General features: G+C 66.6%; 22 protein-coding genes. 8 read left to right on the top strand and 14 right to left on the bottom strand.

The genetic code is table 11. The annotated features are described in order from the left end of the window. Positions 1 to 26 precede the first annotated feature (26 nt). Positions 27 to 803, bottom strand: a complete 777-nt coding sequence (locus ASE22_RS07530; protein WP_056356944.1) for an SDR family NAD(P)-dependent oxidoreductase — start codon at positions 801 to 803, stop codon at positions 27 to 29. Between the two features lie 47 nt (positions 804 to 850). Beyond that, positions 851 to 1,678 carry an alpha/beta fold hydrolase gene (locus tag ASE22_RS07525; protein WP_056356941.1) on the bottom strand — a complete coding sequence of 276 codons (828 nt, stop codon included), beginning with the start codon at positions 1,676 to 1,678 and terminating at the stop codon, positions 851 to 853. Between the two features lie 129 nt (positions 1,679 to 1,807). Between ASE22_RS07525 and ASE22_RS07520 the strand changes: the two genes are divergently transcribed. Then, complete coding sequence (locus tag ASE22_RS07520) at positions 1,808 to 2,803, top strand: GlxA family transcriptional regulator (protein ID WP_056356938.1); 996 nt, start codon at positions 1,808 to 1,810, stop codon at positions 2,801 to 2,803. Here ASE22_RS07520 and ASE22_RS07515 read toward each other — a convergent pair whose 3' ends face one another. Continuing rightward, positions 2,804 to 3,739 carry a DUF808 domain-containing protein gene (locus ASE22_RS07515; protein ID WP_056356936.1) on the bottom strand — a complete coding sequence of 312 codons (936 nt, stop codon included), beginning with the start codon at positions 3,737 to 3,739 and terminating at the stop codon, positions 2,804 to 2,806. Between the two features lie 104 nt (positions 3,740 to 3,843). Here ASE22_RS07515 and ASE22_RS07510 point away from each other — a divergent pair, with 104 nt between their 5' ends. Beyond that, the gene (locus tag ASE22_RS07510) at positions 3,844 to 4,869 is read left to right on the top strand and encodes a potassium channel family protein (protein ID WP_056356934.1); all 1,026 of its coding nucleotides are present in this window, start codon (positions 3,844 to 3,846) and stop codon (positions 4,867 to 4,869) included. Between the two features lie 56 nt (positions 4,870 to 4,925). After that, positions 4,926 to 5,147 carry a DUF2093 domain-containing protein gene (locus ASE22_RS07505; protein WP_056356928.1) on the top strand — a complete coding sequence of 74 codons (222 nt, stop codon included), beginning with the start codon at positions 4,926 to 4,928 and terminating at the stop codon, positions 5,145 to 5,147. Here the strand turns inward: ASE22_RS07505 and ASE22_RS07500 are convergent. From ASE22_RS07500 to ASE22_RS07485, 4 genes are all read right to left on the bottom strand, one after another. Beyond that, positions 5,144 to 6,742 (bottom strand): NAD(P)/FAD-dependent oxidoreductase, encoded by a 1,599-nt coding sequence (locus tag ASE22_RS07500; RefSeq protein WP_056356925.1) that lies wholly within the window; start codon positions 6,740 to 6,742, stop codon positions 5,144 to 5,146. The two genes, ASE22_RS07505 and ASE22_RS07500, sit on opposite strands and share 4 nt — an antisense overlap. Before the next feature lie 131 nt (positions 6,743 to 6,873). Beyond that, the gene (locus ASE22_RS07495; protein WP_056356921.1) at positions 6,874 to 7,464 is read right to left on the bottom strand and encodes a murein L,D-transpeptidase catalytic domain family protein; all 591 of its coding nucleotides are present in this window, start codon (positions 7,462 to 7,464) and stop codon (positions 6,874 to 6,876) included. Positions 7,465 to 7,501: 37 nt separating this feature from the next. Continuing rightward, the gene (locus ASE22_RS07490) at positions 7,502 to 8,974 is read right to left on the bottom strand and encodes a CYTH and CHAD domain-containing protein (protein WP_056356918.1); all 1,473 of its coding nucleotides are present in this window, start codon (positions 8,972 to 8,974) and stop codon (positions 7,502 to 7,504) included. A 66-nt stretch (positions 8,975 to 9,040) separates the two neighbouring features. Continuing rightward, positions 9,041 to 10,303 (bottom strand): M24 family metallopeptidase, encoded by a 1,263-nt coding sequence (locus ASE22_RS07485; RefSeq protein ID WP_056356915.1) that lies wholly within the window; start codon positions 10,301 to 10,303, stop codon positions 9,041 to 9,043. Positions 10,304 to 10,328: 25 nt separating this feature from the next. Here ASE22_RS07485 and pip point away from each other — a divergent pair, with 25 nt between their 5' ends. The 3 genes from pip to ASE22_RS07470 are packed head-to-tail and all read left to right on the top strand — an operon-like array spanning position 10,329 to position 13,434. Next, the gene (gene pip / locus ASE22_RS07480) at positions 10,329 to 11,285 is read left to right on the top strand and encodes a prolyl aminopeptidase (protein WP_056356912.1); all 957 of its coding nucleotides are present in this window, start codon (positions 10,329 to 10,331) and stop codon (positions 11,283 to 11,285) included. Positions 11,286 to 11,291: 6 nt separating this feature from the next. Continuing rightward, positions 11,292 to 12,716 (top strand): amino acid permease, encoded by a 1,425-nt coding sequence (locus ASE22_RS07475; RefSeq protein ID WP_056356910.1) that lies wholly within the window; start codon positions 11,292 to 11,294, stop codon positions 12,714 to 12,716. A gap of 19 nt (positions 12,717 to 12,735) precedes the next feature. After that, positions 12,736 to 13,434, top strand: a complete 699-nt coding sequence (locus ASE22_RS07470) for a 2OG-Fe(II) oxygenase (protein ID WP_056356909.1) — start codon at positions 12,736 to 12,738, stop codon at positions 13,432 to 13,434. Positions 13,435 to 13,459: 25 nt separating this feature from the next. Here ASE22_RS07470 and ASE22_RS07465 read toward each other — a convergent pair whose 3' ends face one another. The 3 genes from ASE22_RS07465 to ASE22_RS27570 form a co-directional block, all read right to left on the bottom strand. Continuing rightward, positions 13,460 to 13,825, bottom strand: coding sequence for a PilZ domain-containing protein (locus ASE22_RS07465; protein ID WP_056356907.1), 366 nt, complete (start codon positions 13,823 to 13,825; stop codon positions 13,460 to 13,462). A gap of 161 nt (positions 13,826 to 13,986) precedes the next feature. Beyond that, positions 13,987 to 14,481, bottom strand: coding sequence for a PilZ domain-containing protein (locus tag ASE22_RS07460; protein ID WP_056356905.1), 495 nt, complete (start codon positions 14,479 to 14,481; stop codon positions 13,987 to 13,989). A gap of 182 nt (positions 14,482 to 14,663) precedes the next feature. After that, a complete protein-coding gene (locus ASE22_RS27570; protein ID WP_235536259.1) occupies positions 14,664 to 14,936 on the bottom strand; it encodes a hypothetical protein in 273 nt (90 codons plus the stop codon). On the opposite strand from ASE22_RS27570, the gene ASE22_RS07455 reads away from it, so the two are divergent. Further along, the gene (locus tag ASE22_RS07455; RefSeq protein WP_235536258.1) at positions 14,818 to 16,404 is read left to right on the top strand and encodes an MFS transporter; all 1,587 of its coding nucleotides are present in this window, start codon (positions 14,818 to 14,820) and stop codon (positions 16,402 to 16,404) included. The genes ASE22_RS27570 and ASE22_RS07455 overlap by 119 nt on opposite strands. Before the next feature lie 136 nt (positions 16,405 to 16,540). Then, the gene (locus ASE22_RS07450; RefSeq protein ID WP_056356903.1) at positions 16,541 to 16,744 is read left to right on the top strand and encodes a hypothetical protein; all 204 of its coding nucleotides are present in this window, start codon (positions 16,541 to 16,543) and stop codon (positions 16,742 to 16,744) included. Between the two features lie 21 nt (positions 16,745 to 16,765). Here the strand turns inward: ASE22_RS07450 and ASE22_RS07445 are convergent, their stop codons facing one another. The 4 genes from ASE22_RS07445 to ASE22_RS07430 all read right to left on the bottom strand — a co-directional run bounded on the left by ASE22_RS07445 (position 16,766) and on the right by ASE22_RS07430 (position 19,260). Continuing rightward, complete coding sequence (locus tag ASE22_RS07445) at positions 16,766 to 17,401, bottom strand: ATP-binding cassette domain-containing protein (protein ID WP_056356901.1); 636 nt, start codon at positions 17,399 to 17,401, stop codon at positions 16,766 to 16,768. Then, positions 17,398 to 18,063, bottom strand: coding sequence for a molybdate ABC transporter permease subunit (gene modB / locus ASE22_RS07440; RefSeq protein ID WP_056356891.1), 666 nt, complete (start codon positions 18,061 to 18,063; stop codon positions 17,398 to 17,400). Before modB ends, ASE22_RS07445 begins: the two co-directional genes overlap by 4 nt. Positions 18,064 to 18,066: 3 nt before the next feature. Then, positions 18,067 to 18,819: a molybdate ABC transporter substrate-binding protein gene (gene modA / locus ASE22_RS07435; RefSeq protein WP_056356888.1), complete on the bottom strand. Its 753-nt coding sequence runs from the start codon at positions 18,817 to 18,819 to the stop codon at positions 18,067 to 18,069. Positions 18,820 to 18,882: 63 nt separating this feature from the next. Then, positions 18,883 to 19,260, bottom strand: coding sequence for a winged helix-turn-helix domain-containing protein (locus ASE22_RS07430; protein ID WP_056356885.1), 378 nt, complete (start codon positions 19,258 to 19,260; stop codon positions 18,883 to 18,885). Positions 19,261 to 19,394: the final 134 nt, after the last annotated feature.

Genomic DNA, 19,394 nt, shown 5'->3' with positions numbered 1-19,394 from the left:
GCGCCCGATCGACGCCGCCCCCTCTTTCAGAGGCCGTAGCGAGCCGCCGCGTGCTGGTGCGACAGGTTGGGTCGCAGTGCGAGCCGCGCTTCGAGATAGGCATCGAAGTCGGCATTGTCGGGTAGGGACGGAAGCGTGATCTTCTCGCCCTGGTCGAGCCCGGCCAGCGCCGCGTCGACCATCTCGTCGACGTCCATCACCATCTCTGCCGGAATGTTCCGGATCTGCTCCTCCTCCCAGATGGCAGTGCGGGTGATGCCGGGCAACACCGCCTGGACGCGGACGCCCTTGGCGCCGAGCTCGACCTGAAGCGCCTCGGTAAGCGCGAGGACGAAGGCCTTGGTCGCCGGATAGACGGCGGTGAAGGCGTCGGGCATCAGCGCGGTGACAGAGGTGAGATTGATGATGGTTCCCCGGCCCTTGGCGGCAAGGCGCGGCGCGATCGCGGCGGCGAGCCGGGTGACGGCGATGATGTTCAGGTTGATCAGGCCGGTAAGGAAAGCCGGATCGGCATCGACGAACGGGCCTTCGCCGGCGACGCCCGCATTGTTGACGAGCATGTCGATGGCGGTGTCGTCGCGCAGCCGGGCCTCGACCCTGGCGAGGTCGTCGGCCTTGCCGAGATCGGCGGGCAGGATTTCGACCGAGATGCCGGCTTCGGCGCGGAGCCGGGCGGCGAGGGCTTCGAGCTTGCCGGCGCTGCGGGCGACGAGGACGAGGTCGTGGCCGCGGCGGGCAAGGCGGTCGGCATAGACTTCGCCGATCCCGCTGGAAGCGCCGGTGATGAGGGCCTTGTTGGACATGGGGAGTTTCCTTGTCTGGCGTCCCCTCCCCGAAGGGAGGGGATTTTTCATTGTTGGATGAAGTCGAGCAGGTCGGCGTTGAACCGGTCCTGGTGGGTCTGGGTCAGACCGTGGTCGGCGCCTTCATAGATCTTGAGGACGGCCTGGCTGACGATCTTGACGGTCGAGAGCGCGGCGGCGCCGATCGGTACGATCTGGTCGTCGTCGCCGTGCAGGACCAGGGTCGGCACGTCGAACTTCTTGAGGTCCTCGTTGAAGTCGCTTTCGGAAAACGCGCGGATGCTGTCGAGCTGGCCCTTGAGGCCGCCCATCATGCCCTGTCGCCAGAACTCTTCGCGGATGCCTTCGGATACCAGGGCGCCTTCGCGATTGTAGCCGTAGAAGGGGATCGACAGATCCTTGAAGAACTGCGAGCGGTTGTCGAAGGTGCCCTTGCGAATGCCGTCGAACACCTCGATCGGCAGGCCGAACGGATTGGCTTCGGTCTTGAGCATCAGCGGTGGGACCGCGCCGATCAGGCCGATCTTCGTAACCCGCGCCGTGCCGTGCCGGCCGATATAGCGGGTAACCTCGCCGCCGCCGGTCGAATGGCCGACCAGGATGATATCGTGCAGGCCGAGCTGTTCGATCAGTTCGGCCAGGTCGTCGGCATATTGATCCATAGTGTTGTTGTCCCAAACCTGATCCGAGCGGCCGTGGCTGCGGCGGTCATGGGCGATGGCGCGGAAACCCTGGTTGGCGAAGAAGACGAGCTGGGCGTCCCAGGCGTCGGCTGTCAGCGGCCAGCCATGCGAGAAGATGATCGGCTGTCCGTCCCTGGGTCCCCAGTCCTTGTAGAAGATGCGGGCCCCGTCCTTGGTGGTGATCGTGGTCATGTCTCTGTCCCTTCCGTCTGAGCGTGGGGGGCATTCCCGCCCGGTGATTGAAGGAATAGGCGGCATGGTGCAGTGTCGGGATTGGCGGATTCGACATTATCCGGGTCAAAACCGACAAAGGAGCTGGCGATGGTACGGAACGCGGCGGCTGCGCGACCCGAGGTGGGTCTGGTCCTCTATCCGGGATGCCAGATGGCGATGGTCCACGGCATGACCGACCTGCTTTATATCGCCGGCCAGTTCGCCAGCAATTACGGGGGACAACCGGTCCGGGTCAGCCATTGGCGGCTGCACGACAAGGGAGGCTTCATCCGCTGCCACGACACCCATGCCGACGAGTCGGGCGATCCCGCCTATCTTATCGTGCCGGGCCGATTGAGCGGTGTGATGGATGCGGTGGAGGCGGAGCCCTATGCCCGCTTCCTGCTGGACCGACACGCGCAGGGTACGATCCTCGCGTCGAACTGTGGCGGGGCGTTCGCACTGGCCGCGACCGGGTTGCTCTCCGGCCGTCCGGCAACGACCCACTGGCTATTCGCCAACGCCTTTCGCGAGCGCTTTCCCGACGTGCTCCTCGATCCCGACAAGATCGTGATCGAGGATGGCGACATCATCACGGCCGGCGGGCTGATGGCGTGGACCGACCTGGGGCTGAAGCTGGTCGACCGCCTGTTCGGACCGACCGTCATGGTCGAGACTGGCCGGTTCCTGCTGGTCGATCCGGCGGGCCGCGAGCAGCGGCACTATAGCAGCTTTTCGCCGCGCATGACCCATGGCGACGAGCCGATCCTGAAGGTCCAGCACTGGCTCCAGGCCAAGGGTGCGCGGGCGGTGAGCGTCGCCGACATGGCCGGACAGGCCGGGATGGAGGAGCGTACCTTCCTGCGGCGGTTCAAGGCGGCGACGGGGTTGAAGCCGAACGAATATTCGCAGCATCTGCGCATCGGCAAGGCCCGCGAGCTTTTGGAGTTCACCAAGCGTCCGGTGGAGCAGATCGCCTGGGCGGTGGGCTATGAGGATGCTGCCGCCTTCCGCAAATTGTTCCACCGCCTCATCGGCCTGTCGCCAGGCGATTATCGCCAGCGTTTCGGCGTCGGGCGCGGGGAAGTTGCCGTCGCGGCCTGATCAATGCGCCTTGCCGCGCAAGGTGCTGACCAGGTGAACGATTGGGACGATCGCGCCGCCGACGGCCAGGCCGACGATGCCCGACCCGAGCGCGGTGACCAGCCAGCCGAGGACGCCGCCACCGACCGGCACGGCATGGGCGGTCATTTCGCTCAGATGATGCAGGAAATGGGCGGGCGCGGGGATGCCGAGGACTTCGAGTCCGTGCACGAGAATCCCGCCGCCGACCCAGATCATCGCCGCGGTCCCGATGATCGACAGCCAGCGCATCACGACCGGCATTCCTTTGACCAGCAGCGTACCGACCGTCCGGGTGGCATCGCGCCGGGTGAGGTGCAGGCCGATATCGTCCATCTTCACGATGAGCCCGACGACGCCATAGACGCCGATGGTGATCGCGATGCCGACCGCCGCGAGCACGCCCGCCTGTATCGGGATCGTCTGATCGGTGACCTCGGCCAGCGCGATCGCCATGATCTCGGCCGAGAGGATCAGGTCGGTGCGGATCGCGCCCGCGACCTGTTGTTTCTCCAGGGTCGCCGGGTCGGTGGTCGCGACATGCTCCTCGACCGGATGGTGGCCGCCGATCGCCTCGATCACCTTCTCCGCCCCTTCGAAGCAGAGGAAGGTGCCGCCGAGCATCAGGAGCGGCGTCACCGCCCACGGCGCGAATGCACTGAGCAGCAACGCGGCGGGCAGCAGGATGAGCAGCTTGTTGCGGAGCGAGCCCACGGCGATCCGGGCGATGATCGGCAGTTCGCGGTCGGGCGTCAGGCCGGTGACGTAGCGCGGCGTCACCGCGGCATCGTCGACGACGACGCCGACCGCCTTGCTGCCGGCCTTGCCCGCCGCCGCGCCGACATCGTCGAGCGATGCCGCCGCGAGCTTGGTGAGCCCGGCGATATCGTCCAGCAATGCGACCAAGCCCGATGCCATCGATCTTCCTTCCCGCCTGCGCTTCGTGCATCCCTGTAGAGGGAGCGACGAACGGATCAAAGGCGAACTGTTTCCGTTGTGACCGGTCAAACGAAAGGGATGCCGTGCTCCGTCCAAGGCCAGGCCGCGATCAGCGGCTGATCCTCCACCGCAAGAGCGGCAAGCCCGTCTGGCTGTCGCTGGTCTGGCGGGTGCTGCTGGCCTTCGCGCTGATAGCGGTCGCGCTGGCGGGGCACTGGATCGACCGAGGCGGGCTGAGGGACAATATCGACGGCGACATCAGCTTCGTCGATGTGCTCTACTTCACGATGATCACGATCACGACGGTCGGCTATGGCGATATCGTGCCGGTGACCGAGCGGGCCCGGCTGTTCGACACCTTCGTCGTCACGCCGGTCCGGCTATTCGTCTGGCTGATCTTCCTGGGGACGGCCTATGAATTCCTGCTCAAGCATGTCTGGGAGAAGTGGCGTATGAGCGTGATCCAGCGGACGTTGCGCGGCCATGTCGTGATCGCCGGTTACGGCACGACGGGATCCGAAGCGGCGAGCGAGTTGATCCGGCGCGGGACCAAGGCGGCCGAGATCGTCGTCATCGATCCGCGCCAGGAAAATCTTCGGGCGGCCGAGGCGATCGGCGCCAACGTCATCGAGGGCGACGCGACGCGCAATGCCACGCTGGAGGCGGTGAGGGTCGCGCAGGCCAAGGCGATCATCGTCGCGGCCGGTCGCGACGACACCTCGATCCTGATCGTGCTGACCGCGCGGCGGTTCGCACCTGATGCGCCGATCAGCGTGGTCATACGATCCGAGGACAATGAGACGCTGGCGCGCCAGGCGGGCGCCGACACGGTGATCAACCCGGCCAGCTTCGCCGGGCTGCTGCTGGCCGGATCGACTCACGGGCCGCATATCGCCGACTATATGGCCGATCTGGCCAATGCCGATGGAAGGGTGACCCTGCGCGAGCGGGTCGTGAGCGCGGACGAGGTCGGCAGGCCACTGGCGGCGATCACCACCGGCCTGGGCCTGCGGATCTACCGCGACGGCGAATGCCACGGCTTCTGGGAGATCGCCGCCGGAAAGCTGCAATCCGGCGACCAGATCGTCGAAGTCGTGCCCAGGGCCTGACGGTGATCGTCGGGGACGGGGTTTCGTCTCCGGCGCCCGTCCTGTAGGGTGTCGCCATGCTGTTCTCCGGTAAGCTTGCGATCCTGCGGTACGACACCCCCCAATTCACGATCGTCCAGCGTGGCGACCATGTGCTGTGCGCGGTGACGGGCGAGAGCATACCGCTCAACGAGCTGCGCTATTGGAGCGTCGAGCATCAGGAACCCTATCGCGGGCCGGCCGAATCGCATGCCGCCCATGCCGCGGGTGGTGCCGCCAAGCTTCGTCGTCGCGTCTAGCCGACGAGGTTCTGGGCGACCGCCTCCGCGACCTTGATCCCGTCGACGGCGGCGGAAAGGATGCCGCCCGCATAGCCCGCGCCTTCCCCCGCCGGGAACAGGCCGGCGACGTTGAGGCTCTGGAAATCCCTGGCACGGGTGATGCGGATCGGTGACGACGTCCGCGTCTCGACGCCGGTCATGATTGCGTCGGGATCGTCGTATCGCGGGATCTGGCGGCCGAAGACAGGCAGCGCCTCGCGCAGCGCCGCGATCGCGAAATCGGGCAGGCATCCCGCCAGATCGGTCAGATGGACGCCCGGCTTGTAGGACGGCACCACCGCGCCCAACATGGTCGACGGACGGTGCGCGAGGAAGTCGCCGACGAGCTGGCCCGGCGCCTCGTAGCTCGATCCACCGGCGACGAAGGCGCGCTCTTCCCAATGGCGTTGCAAGGCGATGCCGGCGAGCGGATGGCCGGGATAATCGCGCTCGGGATCGATGCCGACGACGAGGCCCGAATTGGCGTTGAACTCCTTGCGCGAATATTGGCTCATGCCGTTGGTGACGACCCGGCCCTCCTCCGACGTCGCCGCAACGACGCGGCCGCCGGGGCACATGCAGAAGCTGTAGACCGAGCGACCGTTCGCGCAGTGGTGCGAGAGCGCATAGGCGGCGGCGCCGAGATCGGGATGGCCGGCGCATGGGCCGAAGCGGGCGCGGTCGATCCAGCTCTGCGGATGTTCGATGCGGACGCCGATCGAAAAGGGCTTCGCTTCGATATGGACGCCGCGATCGTGCAAGGCGTGGAAGGTGTCGCGCGCGCTGTGGCCGACGGCGAGCACAACGTGGCTCGTTTCGACGACCTCGCCGCTGTGGAGGTGGAGACCGCGCAGCCGGCCGTCCCGAATATCAAAATCGACGACCCGTTGCTCGAAGCGATATTCGCCGCCGAGTTGCTCGATCGTGGCGCGCATGTTCTCGACCATCGAGACGAGGCGGAAGGTGCCGATATGGGGATGAGCCTCGGTCAGGATTTCCTCGGGTGCGCCGGCCTTCACGAACTCGGTCAACACCTTGCGGCCGAGGAAGCGGGGATCCTTGATCTGGCTATAGAGCTTTCCGTCGGAAAAGGTGCCCGCGCCGCCCTCGCCGAACTGGACGTTGGATTCGGGATTGAGGACGTTGCGGCGCCACAGGCCCCAAGTATCCTTGGTCCGCTCGCGAACCACCTTGCCGCGTTCGAGGATGATCGGGCGGAAGCCCATCTGCGCGAGGATCAGCCCGGCGAACAGTCCGCAGGGGCCGGCGCCGATGACGACCGGGCGCGCCCCGTCGGCGGGTGCCGTGGCGACGGGACGATAGCCGGTATCGGGTTTGGGGCGGACATGGCTGTCGCCCGGGAAGCGCGCGAGAATCGCGGCTTCGTCGGCGAGGGTCACGTCGACCGAGTAGACCATCAGGATCGCCGATTTGCGACGCGCGTCGTTGGCGCGGCGGGCGACCTCCCAGCTCAGCAGATCGGCGGCCGGAATCCCCAGCCGCGCGACGATCGCGGCGGGTAGCGCCTCGGCCGGATGATCGAGCGGCAGCTTGATTTCTGAAATGCGGAGCATGGCGCGCCTTTACGAGCCCAGCGCGGCGACGGCAATGTCAGAGGACGTCCCAGAACATGAAGTAGAGCAGCGCGAACCAGGCGATCAACGCCAGCACTCCACTGATCGCGCCCAGGTTGCGGCGAAACCATTCAGCCATCGGCTCTCCCAGCATAAAGCATGCGGCCCTTGCCGAGACGGGCAAGGACCGTCGCGATATCCTGTTCCCCGAAGGCGAAGCAACCGTCGCTGCGACCTAGCTTGCCTTGCTTCGCGACCATATCGGGATTGGCGTACCAAGCCGAATGGATGACGATCGCGCGTTCCTCGGCATGGGCATTGCCTGGATCGAGGCCGATCAGCCGGCGCGACGGGCCATGGATGCCGTCGTAGGGATCGCCGGTCAGATAGGCGCCCTCGGAGGTGGCGGCAGACCCCACGGCATCCGAGAAGCCCTGAAGCATGCCACTATGATCGGGGTCGGAGCCCTTGCCATGCGCGACCAGTAGCGCGGTGGTGGTGCCCCGCACGATATCGACCAGGAAGAAGCGCGGGATCGCGGAGGGGAGTCCGAAATCGGCGATCGCCACGACGTCGCGCGACCAGATATGGCGGTGATGCCGGAACAGCGCGGCCAGCGCGCGATCGGCCAGGCGCGGGTCGATCATCGGGGCAGCGGTGGCGAGGCCGGGCTGACGCGCGACGGCGGGAATGGCCAGCACGGCCATCGCCGAGGCGATCATCGTCCGGCGCGAAAGCGCGAAACCCGGGCGTGCGGCCTCAGTCGCGCCAGAAACGCTTGCTGTCGATGAAGGCTTCGAAACAATCCTCGGCATCGTCAAGCAGGCGTTTGCGCTCCTTCTTGCCCGGCAGTGGCAGTTCGGCCTCCACCCCCAGCTGTTCGAACAGTCCGGGCGCGGCGGCTATGTCGTTGAGCCGTCCCAGCTTGTCCTGCAACGCCTCGAGCCGGTCAAGGAAACGGTCGATTCGCTGCCGCGGTTTCCGCCCCGGATACAGCGATATGAAGAATTCGGTCGCGTAGCGCAGCTTCTTGGCGTCCTTGCGGACCTCGTGGCGATGATCGTCGCCAATGTCGGCCAGGCCCTTACCCTCGCGCTTGATCCGCCTGCGAAGTCGATCGAGCCGCTCGCCGGCGAAGGAGCGGATGTCGCGGTCGCGCGGGCCTGGATCGGCCGGTTCGGTTCGCCACTGGCCCAGCGCCAGCCATTCGGCGAGTTCGATCGGGAGCCGCCTGACCCGGCCGCCGTCCAACTGGTTGCGCAGATGGCCGAAGCGGCTCTCGCGGACGGCAAACAAGGCCGATCGCGCGGGGTCCTCCAGCCGGGGCACGAGGACGTCGATGTCGCGGATCTCGCCCAGTTCGCCGGCGAGCCAGCGGAGCTCCGACGCGAAGGTCACGGCGCGCGCGTCGCCCTCCAGCAGCGGCTTGAACAGCCAGAAGGCCGACCGCAGGCGCCGCAGCGCGACCCGTGCCTGATGCAGTTGCTCGACCCCGGCCGACAGCAGCAGGAGGTCCTCGTTGCGGCGATACTGGCGAAGACAGGCGGCGGCGATGGCGGCGAAGGCATCCCCGGCGGCCATGGTCCTGTCCAGCTTCAGCGGCTCCGCCTTTACGGCCGCGGTGAAGGCCTTTTCCGCGAGCGCATAGCCGCGTTCGGATTTCGTCAGAACGCCAAGGCGGAGCGGGACCTGCTCGCCGATCGTGCGGGCGAGATCGAACAGCAGCTGCGGCGTGCCCTGCTTCAGTTCCAGCTCGAGCTCGCAGACGGCGCTGCTGCGCGTGCCGGCGCGAACCTCGCCGACGTCGATCGCATATTCGAGCCGGCTGCCATCAGGTCGGTCGACGGGGCCCTCGGTCCGGTCGATCGCGGTGGTGAAGACCGGTTCGACCCTGGCCAGTAGATCGGCCTCGAACAGCTGCGATAACGGCCCGGATCGATCGTCGAAAACGGGTGCATCGGTGGTGACCCGCCGTTCCCATTCACCGCGTACGAAAAGGCCGGCGGCGTCGCTCGAGGCGGCCTTCACCGTCTGGATTCGCTTGCCGCCTTCCTTGCGGATACGCAGCGCATAGCCGGCCTTGTCGAGATGACGGGCGGGCGTATCGAAATAAGTAGCCGCTAACCGGCGGGTGGCCGCGGGTGCGGGGCCCAACAGGGAACAGGCCGCCAGTCTCTCCCGGTCGGCCGGATCAAAGTCCAGCTTGAGTTCTATCTCGACGGGTTGGTTCATTTCGGTCCGGATCGGTCACGCCTTTCGTCACCATAGAATGTCGGGAAGTCAAAGTCATGACTTCGATCAATTTATGTCGAACGGGCGGTCGATCGAGGCGGGCGGGCGGGTGAACCAGCGCGGGCCTTCGGCCGTCATGTGGAAGCAATCCTCGATCCGCACCCCGAAGGCGCCGGGGATGTAGATGCCGGGTTCGTTCGAGAAGCACATGCCGGGTGCCAGCGGCGTCGCCTCGCCATGGACGAGGTTGACCGGTTCGTGCCCGTCCATGCCGATGCCATGGCCAGTGCGGTGGGGCGTGCCGGGCAGCTTGTAGCCGGGGCCATAGCCGAGGGTAGCGTAATAGGCGCGAACCGCGTCGTCGACCTTGCCGGCTGGCGTGCCCACCTGCGCGGTTTCCATTGCGATGTCCTGGCCGCGCCGGACCTGATCGAACAGTTGCCGCTGCCGTGCGTCGGCGGCGCGGCCGTAGACCATCGTGCGGGAGATATCCGACTGATAGCCGTGGACCGTGACGCCGGCGTCGAACAGAATCACCTCGCCGTCGGCAACCCGGCGCGGGGTGTGCGATCCGTGCGGGTAGGCGCTGGATTCGCCGATAAGGATCAGGCCGCCGTCGCTTTCCCCGCCCAGCGCGCGGCTGGCGGCGATCAGCATCGCCTGGATGTCCTGCTGGCTCATGCCGCGTTCGATGCGCGGCGCGATGTGGCGGAAGGCGGCGATCTGGATGTCGGCGGCGACCTGCATCAGCGCCAGCTCGGCAGGCGACTTGATCATCCGGCAGCCGCGCACCACCGGGGCGCCCGAGACGATCCGCGCATCGGGGAGCGCGTGTCGCAGCCCGTCGACCGCGAAGAAGCGCACGGTCTCCTCGATGGCGATGGCGCCCTTGTCGAGCTTGCGGCGCCGGAGGAAGTCGCCGATCAGAGCGATCGGATTCTCATCCTCCTGCCACACCTGGACATCGCCGGGTACGGCCAGGCTTTCGCGGATCGAGGGTTCCTCGAAGCCGGGCGTGACGATCAGCACGTCGCCGTCGGCGGGGATGACCGCGGCGGTCAGCCGTTCGCTGCGCCACCAGTCGATGCCGGTGAAGTAGAGGAGCGACGAGCCGGCCTCGACCAACAGCGCGGCTATATCCTGCGCGCGCATCAGTTCTTGGACCCGGGCGATCCGCCCCAGCCGTTCCTCGGTGGAGATCGGTTTCGCATTGCCCGTCATCGGGGTCAGGCCGCTGGCGCTGTCGGCCGCCCACCCGGGCGACGTGGTCATCATGGCGAGGCCGGCGAGACCGCCGCCGATCAAGAATTGTCGTCGGCTGGCGCGCATCGTGGGACTCCGCTAGTTTGTAGCCATGTCAGCAATGTCCGGTCAGCTATATCCGCCGATCGAGCCCTATGCGAGCGGGATGCTCGACGTCGGCGACGGTCACAGCATCCATTATGAGCGGGTGGGAACGCCTGGCGCGAAGCCAGCGGTCTTCCTGCATGGCGGGCCGGGAGCCGGATGCTCGCCAGATCATCGCCGGCTGTTCGATCCAGCGCGCTACGACCTGCTTCTGTTCGATCAGCGCGGTTGCGGCCGATCGCTGCCCCATGCCGACCTGACCGCCAACACGACGTGGCACCTGGTGGCCGATATCGAGCGGCTCCGGGTGATGGCGGGCATCGACCGATGGATGGTGTTCGGCGGCAGCTGGGGCTCGACCCTGGCGCTGGCCTATGCGGAGACGCATCCGGACCGGGTCAGCGAGTTGATCCTGCGCGGCATCTACACCGCGACCCGCGCCGAGATATCCTGGTATTATCAATGGGGCGTGTCGCAGATGTTTCCCGACAAATGGGAGCGATTCGTGGCGCCGATCCCCGAGACGGAACGCGGCGAGATGGTCGCTGCCTATCGTCGTCGCCTGACCGGAGACGATCCCGCCGCGCAGTTGGAGGCGGCGAAGGCGTGGAGCCTGTGGGAAGGCGAGACCATCACGTTGCTGCCGAGCCCCGCGCTGACTGGCCAGCATGGCGACGACCGTTTCGCGATCGCCTTCGCGCGGATCGAGAATCATTATTTCCATCATGACTGCTGGCTGGAGCCCGATCAGTTGCTGCGCGATGCCGGTCGGCTGCGCGGCATCCCCGGCGTGATCGTCCATGGCCGCTACGACATGCCGTGTCCGGCGCATTACGCCTGGGCGCTGCACAAAGCCTGGCCCGAGGCGGATTTCCACCTGATCGAAGGCGCTGGCCACGCCTATTCCGAGCCGGGCATATTGGACCAATTGATGAAGGCGACCGATCGCTTCGCGAGGAGGTAGGAAGGAATGACGGGGTTCATGCGGCGCAAGCCGATCGGTATGGCTCGGCGGCACGGAGATCGGCTGCCGCCGACCTTGTCCTGGCCGCATCTGCTCGCGCTCGGCGTCGGCGCGATCGTCGGGACCGGAATATTGACCCTGATCGGCGTCGGAGCCGACCGAGCGGGGCCATCCGTGCTACTGTCCTTCGCGATCGCGGGCGCGGTCTGCGCCTGTGCGGCGCTCGCTTATGCCGAACTGGCGGCGATGATGCCGGCCGCGGGCAGCGCCTATAGCTATTCCTATGCTGCGCTGGGCGAGATCTTCGCCTGGGTGGTGGGGTGGAGCCTGATCCTCGAATATTCGCTCGTCGTGTCGACCGTTGCCGTCGGTTGGTCCGGCTATGCCTCGCCGCTGCTGGCGGGGATAGGCTTCCCCGCCGCGTTGATGCGGGGTCCCGAACTGGGCGGGCTCGTCAACCTGCCCGCGATCTTCATCATCGCCGTGGTGACCGGGCTGTTGCTGCTCGGAACGCGGGAGAGCGCAAGGATCAACACCGTGCTGGTGGCCGTCAAGATCGCCACCCTGTCGCTGTTCGTGGCGGTCGCGATGCCCCAATTCGATGCGACGCATCTGACCCCCTTCATGCCCTATGGCTTCGGCGCGGCGCCAGGACCCGACGGCGTGCAGCGGGGCGTCATGGCGGCGGCGGCGATCATCTTCTTCGCCTTCTACGGCTTCGATGCGATTTCCACGGCCGCCGAGGAGACCAAGCGGCCCGAGCGCGACCTGGCGATCGGCATCGTCGGATCGATGCTGGCCTGTACGCTGATCTACATCCTGGTCGCGGCGGCAGCGATCGGAGCGGTCCCCTTCAAGGGCTTCGCCGACAGCCCCGAGCCGCTGGCCTTGATCCTGCGCGAGCTGGGCCGGCCGGGCGTCGCCCGCATCGTCGCGACGGCAGCGGTCATCGCGCTGCCGACGGTGCTGCTTGCCTTTCTTTACGGCCAGAGCCGTATCTTCCTCGCTATGGCGCGCGACGGCTTCCTGCCCAGTTCGCTGGCTAGGATATCGAAGCGGGGGACACCGGCGCGGATCACGACGGCGACCGCCGTGCTCGTCGCGATCCTGGCCGGCCTGCTGCCGATCGGCGAGATCGCGGCGCTCGCCAATGCCGGCACCCTGATCGCCTTCATGGCCGTGGGGGCCTGCCTGATCGTGCTGCGCCGCAGCCGGCCCGATCTGTCGCGCCCGTTCCGGGCGCCGGGCGCTCTGCTCGTCGGTCTCGGCGCGGTGCTCGGCTGCCTCTACCTATTCGCGAGCCTGCCGACCAAGACGCTGCTCTGGTGCCTGGCATGGAACCTGATCGGTATCCTGATTTACCTGGGCTATGCGCGCCGACACAGCGCGCTGGCAAAGCCGGAGCAAGAAGCGGGAGGCGCGGCCAGCTAGGATCGGCGAGACAGCGCCGATGACAGCGATCGAACAGCAGGACTGGCAGCGCGCCGCAACCGACCTCGACGAACGAGGCTGGACCTTGATCCCCCAGCTCCTGGATGCCGCAGCCTGCGCGGCGACGCTGGACCTCTACGATCAGGAGGAGCGTTTCCGCCGACAGGTGACCATGCAGCGGCATGGCTATGGCCAAGGCGAATATCGCTACTTCGCTTATCCGCTGCCCCCTTTGGTGGAGCGGCTGCGCACGGCGCTCTATCCGCGGCTCGCGCCGGTGGCCAATCGCTGGCAGGCGCGGCTCGGATCGGCGGTGCGCTTTCCGGACAGGCATGCGGACTTCATCGAGCGCTGTCATGGTGCGGGACAAATGCGGCCGACGCCGCTGCTGCTGCGCTATGGCGAAGGCGACTATAACTGTCTCCACCAAGATCTGTACGGCGAGCATGTCTTCCCGTTGCAGGCGGCGGTGCTCCTGTCGGAACGGGGCAGGGATTTCGAAGGCGGGGAGTTCATCCTCACCGAGCAACGGCCAAGGATGCAGTCACGCGCCGACGTGGTGCCGCTCGAATGCGGCGATGCGGTGGTCTTCGCGGTCGCGCATCGGCCACGCAGCGGATCGCGCGGCGATCATCGGGTGACGATGCGGCATGGCGTCGCCACCGTGCGTCGCGGGCATCGGCATGTGCTGGGGATCATTTTCCACGACGCGTCCTGAGCCGCACCGAAAGCCTATCCGCGGGTCAGGCGGCGACGGGCCGGCCGATGACGGTGGGCGTCTCGGAGGCAAGGGCGCGGCGCCCTTCCTTCAGGAGGATCTCATATTTCGCCGCCGGCAGGCCGGAGTCGAAAGCGAGACCGAAGCGGTTGCCCCGGATCCAGGCGGTGCGCGCCAGAAGCTCCACGCCGCGGCAGACCACCCAGACGATCTCTCCGTCCGCCGGCGGTTCGCTGGCATGCGCCAGGGCCCCGTGGCGGGACAAGTCGAGCAGATGGATCTGACAGGGGCGACCCGACACCAGCATCTTCCCTGTGAGGAGGACGCGGCTACGCTCGCTCTGGCGCAGGTCGGACCGGCGTTTCAGGCCCAGGACAGACGCTATCGACATGGGTACGCAATCCTTCCTCGCCTGCTCGAACATAGGCAGGCGAGGACGATTTAGACGCCGACGGCATATGAACGCTTATGGGAACTGGTGAACGCGGCGCTAAGGCTGATTTCGGGTGGTCCGAGGCCGGAGGGTCGTGGACAGCTGCACCGGCGAGGTACTCAGTAGACGAGCATGAAACCCAGCGCGGCGAGTAGCGCAAAAGCCAGCAATCCGACCGGCAGGAGCCATGGCTTCGCCTCGACGGCCTCGTCCTGCTCTTCCATGGAGTGGGCAATGGCCGGAAGTCTGGCTATATCTGCACCCAGCGACGGAAATTCGAGCGCCAACCTTTCGCTGCTCGCGGCCGCGAGCCGCAATTCATCGAAGCTGAGCGGCTGGGTAAAGCGGCAGCCCGCCCGATTCTCGGCGATCCACATCACCTCCACTTCGCGCCAGCCGACCAGCGGTACTTCGAGCATGATCAGCGCGCCGGGTACGAGATGTCCCGCACCCGCCGCCATCAGGCCCTGTTGGGAGATGTCGGTAAGCATCACGCCGTCAATCTCTTCGCTGTCGGCAGCCCCTTCGAGGGTTAGCCGCAGGCGCGACTGATGCCGGATGGCAAAGCGGAACGCTTGACGACGCTCGGATGATTCAACGGAAAAGCTAGTCATCTACAATCCGAACTCGGTGATGAAAGCGATTCTCCAGGAACGCTTTCATGTGAAAGATGCGAAGGAGAGACGCACGGCACGACTCGGGGGTTCCCCTATACGTAAATTCCCGGAAGGAAGGAATTCCGGGGTATTTTTGCGTGAACCGCGCCATGTCGGGACGGGAACGATCGTCCGCAGCCTCAGCTCGGCGAAACGCACTGCGAAACAGTGTTGGCACAAGCCTGCCGCTCCTGCATTGGAACCCCCATGGCATCCGACATGCAATCGGCTCCGCGATCGCGCCCGGCATCTCCGTTCGATGTTCCCATCTTTCGCGCGGTCTGGATCGCTTCGCTGGTTTCCAATTTCGGCGCGATGATCCAGTCGGTCGGAGCGGCCTGGATGATGACGTCGCTGACGTCGTCACCGAAGATGGTCGCGCTGGTCCAGGCGTCCACGGTGCTACCTTTCATGCTGCTGGCGCTGTGGGCCGGCGCGATGGCGGACAACCTCGACCGGCGCAAGGTGATGCTGGTGGCCCAGGGTTTCATGCTGTGCGTCTCGGCTGTGCTGGCGCTGTTCGCCTGGGAGGGCTGGCTGACGCCCTGGCTGCTCCTGGCGTTTACCTTCCTGATCGGCTGCGGGACGACGATCGGGGGACCTGCCTGGCAGGCATCGGTCGGCGATATAGTGTCGAGAGAACAATTGCCGTCCGCCGTCGCCCTGAACTCGATGGGGTTCAATACTGCCCGGACCGCCGGGCCGGCGATCGGTGGCGCGATCGTGGCGACGGCGGGGGCTGCGGTGGCGTTCCTGATCAACACCCTGTCCTATGTCGGACTGATCCTGGTGCTGTTGCGCTGGCAGCGGCCACAGACGCCCAGGCTGCTGCCGCGCGAAGGGCTGTTCATGGCGATGGGGGCAGGGCTGCGTTACGTCGCGATGTCGCCCAATCTGCGGATCGTAGTAGGTCGCGCAATGGCGTTCGGGCTCGCGGCGAATGCAGTTTCGGCGTTGATGCCGCTGGTGGCTCGCGATCTGGTGAAAGGCGGGGCACTGACCTACGGGCTGCTGCTGGGTTCCTTCGGCATCGGTGCCGTCGTGGGCGGCCTGTCGTCGGGACCGGCGCGCCGCCATTTGTCGACCGAGCGGATCGTTCGCCTGTCCACCTTCGCGCTGGCGGCGGGTACCGCGATCACCGCGGTCAGTCCCTCGATCGTCCTGACCATCGCGGCATTGATGCTGGCGGGCTTCAGCTGGGTCCTGGCGCTCTCGACCTTCAACATCAGCGTGCAGCTCGCTTCGCCGCGCTGGGTCGTCGCCCGTGGGCTGTCGGTCTATCAGATGGCGGCGTTCGGCGGCATGGCAGTGGGTGCATGGGTGCTGGGCATGGTCGCCGACGGCCATGGCGTCGCCGCCGGCTTGCTCGTCAGTGCCGCATTCCTGACGGTCACCATCCTGCTCGGCTTCGTCATGCCGCTGCCGCAGGTCGACGATCTCAACCTGACGCCGCTCAGCCAGTGGCAGGAACCTCAGGTGGCGGTCCCCCTGGAGCCGCGCAGCGGCCCGGTGGTGGTGACCATCGAATATCGAATCGAGGCGCACAACATCGTCGCCTTCCTATCGGCGATGACCGAACGACGCCGGATCCGCCGTCGCGACGGCGCGCATGGCTGGACCCTGCTGCGCGATCTCAACGAGCCCGAGCTGTGGGTCGAGCGTTACCATGTCGCGACCTGGCACGACTATATCCGGCACAATCAGCGCCGCACCCATGCCGATGCCGAAAACAGCGCCGAGCTCCAGCAGTTGCAGAAGGACGGCATGCCCCTCCGCGTCCACCGGATGATCGAGCGGCAGACCGGATCGCTGCCCAGCGCGCGCCGTCATGAACCGGTGACGGTCGATGCCCAGATGAACGATCCGACGCGCACCGCCTGAACGGCCTTTGCAAATTCGTGTGAAATCGCCAGTTCCGTAACGGTCTGTTCATATCGATCCGGTCAAAAGCGTTCGCATTACGAGTATATTGGCGTCGAGAGATCCTATCGTGTCCAGTTCCGGAAGCGCAGAGCAATTGCGGCGGGAAGCCGCCAAGGCACGGAAGCTTGCAGACAACGCCTTCGGCGAAGCGGAAAAAGGGCGCCTGCTCGACGTGGCGGCCAGTCTGGACCGCGAGGCCGCGGCGATGGAGACGGCTCTCGCCGTAAGGGCCGCCAAGGCGTCGGCCGACCGTTCCTTTCGGACCATTCGCTCGATCGCGGCCAGCCGGCTCGATTGATCGCGAGCAGCCTGCGCCGGATCAGGATTCGATCAATCTGCCGTCCTTGATCTGGATCGTGCGGGTGGCGAGGCGTGCGGCCTCGGCGTGGTCGTGGGTAACGTGGAAGACGGGGATGGCAATCCCTGCGAGCAGGTCTTCCAGCCATTCGAGCAGCTCGGCACGCGCCGCGGTGTCGAGCGCGGAGAGGGGTTCGTCCATCAGCAACAGGCGGGGCTGACCGAGCAGGGCGCGAGCGATGCTCACGCGCTGGGCCTCGCCGCCCGAGAGCGAAGCCGGCCGCCGATCGAGAAGCGAGGCGATGCCGGTGTGCGCGACGATCTCTTCGCGGGAGAAGGGGCCGGCGGCGGCGCGGCGTTCGGCATAAGCGAGGTTCGCGGCGACGTTGAGATGCGGGAGCAGCCCCGTGCCCTGGAAAACATAGCCGATGCGCCGTCGTTCGGGCGGCAGGAAGGTCGCTCCGTCCTGCCAGATCTCTCCATCGACGATGATCGTGCCCGCGATCCGTTCAAGGCCCGCGAGCGCGCGCAGGATGCTTGTCTTGCCCGAGCCCGACGGCCCAAGCAGCGCGGTGACGCCCGACGACGGGGCCTCGAAGGCGACGCGTAGCGGGAAGGCGCCGCCGACCTTCCCGTCGAGGGCGACCGCGATCGTCATGGGCGGGGCGTCCCGATCCGGCGCTCGACGAGCAGCAGGGCAAGCAGCGCCGCAAAGGAGAAGCCGACGAGGATTGCGGCGATACGGTGCGCCTCGCCGAACTGGAGGCTTTCGACGAGCTGGTAGATGCGGGTCGAGAGCACCTCGGTCCTGCCGGGGATGTTGCCGCCGATCATCAGCACCACGCCGAACTCCCCCACCGTATGCGCGAAGACCAGGATAGCCGCGGACAGGAAGCCGCGCCGGGCGAGGGGAAGGGCCACCGTGAAGAAGCGGTCGAGCGGCTTCGCGCCCATCGTCGCGGCGATCTCGAGCGGGCGATCGCCGATCGCCTCGAAGGCGGTGCGCAGCGGCTGGATCGCGAAGGGCAGCGAATAGAAGAGCGAGCCGATGACGAGGCCGGTGAAGGTGAAGGCCAGGGTGCGGATGCCGAAGGGTTCCAGCAAGGCCATCAATGGGCTGGCCGGGCCGAGCGCGATCAGGACGTAGAAGCCGATCACGGTGGGCGGCAGGACGAGCGGTAGCGCGGTGACGGCTCCCACGACCTCCTTCCACCAGCGGCGCGAGCGGGCCAGCCACCAGGCCAGCGGGGTGGCGAGCAACAGCAGGAGGATGGTGGTGACGAACGCCAGTTCGGCGGTCGTCGCGAGGACGAGACCCATCAGCTACCGGGTCGCATAGCCATAGCGCCGGATGATCGCGAGGGCGGTCGGGCCCTTCAGGAAGGCGAGAAACGCTTTTGCAGCCGGGTTTTGCGCACCCGTCTTGAGCAGGACGGCCTGTTGATCGATCGGCGCGTGGAGCTTCGCGGGCACGATCCAGCGCGAGCCGCCGGGAATGACAATCACCTGACTGAGGGCGACGAACCCGAGCTGCGCCGCGCCGGTCGAGGTGAACTGATAGGCCTGGGCGATCGAGCTGCCGGTGACGATCTTCGGCTTGAGGCGATCATAGACGCCAAGGCTCCGCATCGTCTCCACCGCGGCCGCGCCGTAGGGGGCGGTCGCGGGGTCGGCGATCGCGATCTTGTCGAAACCGCCCTTCTTCAGAACGGCGCCGCTCGCGTCGACCGTGCCGGGGATGGTCGAATAGAGGACGAGCTTGCCGATAGCATAGGTGAAGCGGGTGCCGGACACGGCCAGGCCGTCCTGATCGGCCTTGGTCGGCCGTTCGGCGTCGGCGGACAGGAAGACCTCGAACGGCGCGCCGTGGCTGATCTGCGTATAGAAGGCGCCCGATGCGCCGAACGCGAGGACCGCCTTGTGGCCGGTCGCCCTTTCGAAGGCGGCGGCGATCGCCTTGGCGGGCTCGGAGAAATTGGCGGCGACCGCAACCTGGGTTTCGGCGGCCAGCAACGGGGCGGACAGCATCGCCCCCAGCAGGGCCAGCCAGCGAAGGGCCAGGACGATGGCAGACATTCGATCACCTCCCGCAGGCTATCGTCGCGGCATGCTATATTCTGCAGTATATGGCAAGCGCGCTCAGGCCGGGGGCAGGGGGCGTTCCCGCAGCAGGGCGGCAAGCGATGCGAAATCGTCGGTGTCGGCGGCAGCAAGCATCGATCGTTCGAGGGCGCGATAGGCCGCGAGCACCTGCTTGCCGAACGGGGTGACGCGGGCGCCGCTTCCCTGGCCGCCGCCGGGCGTCGTCTCGACCAGCCGTTCGGCCCAGCAGCGATTCATGCTGTCGACCAATAGCCAGGTGCGGCGATAGCTCATGCCGAGCGCGCGGCCAGCGGCGGAGATCGAACCTTCGCTGTCGATCGCGTCGAGCAGGTCGGCCTTTCCCGGGCCCATGGCCGGTTCGTCGCCGCAGAATATCTGCGCCTTGAGTTTCAGGGGGCCGAGACGAGGAACCATCCGCCGATTCCTAGCAGTCCTCTGCGCTCCCGTCATCCCATCCGCCGCGGCGGATGGGTTCCAATATATTTTCTATCGATTTAATAGAGAAAAATTGCTTTTCCCTTTCGCCAAGACGTCTAAGCCGTCGCCAT

The organism is Sphingomonas sp. Root720, assembly GCF_001428605.1.
Taxonomy (GTDB): Bacteria; Pseudomonadota; Alphaproteobacteria; order Sphingomonadales; family Sphingomonadaceae; genus Rhizorhabdus.
This window is presented reverse-complemented; position numbering and strand designations above follow the sequence as displayed.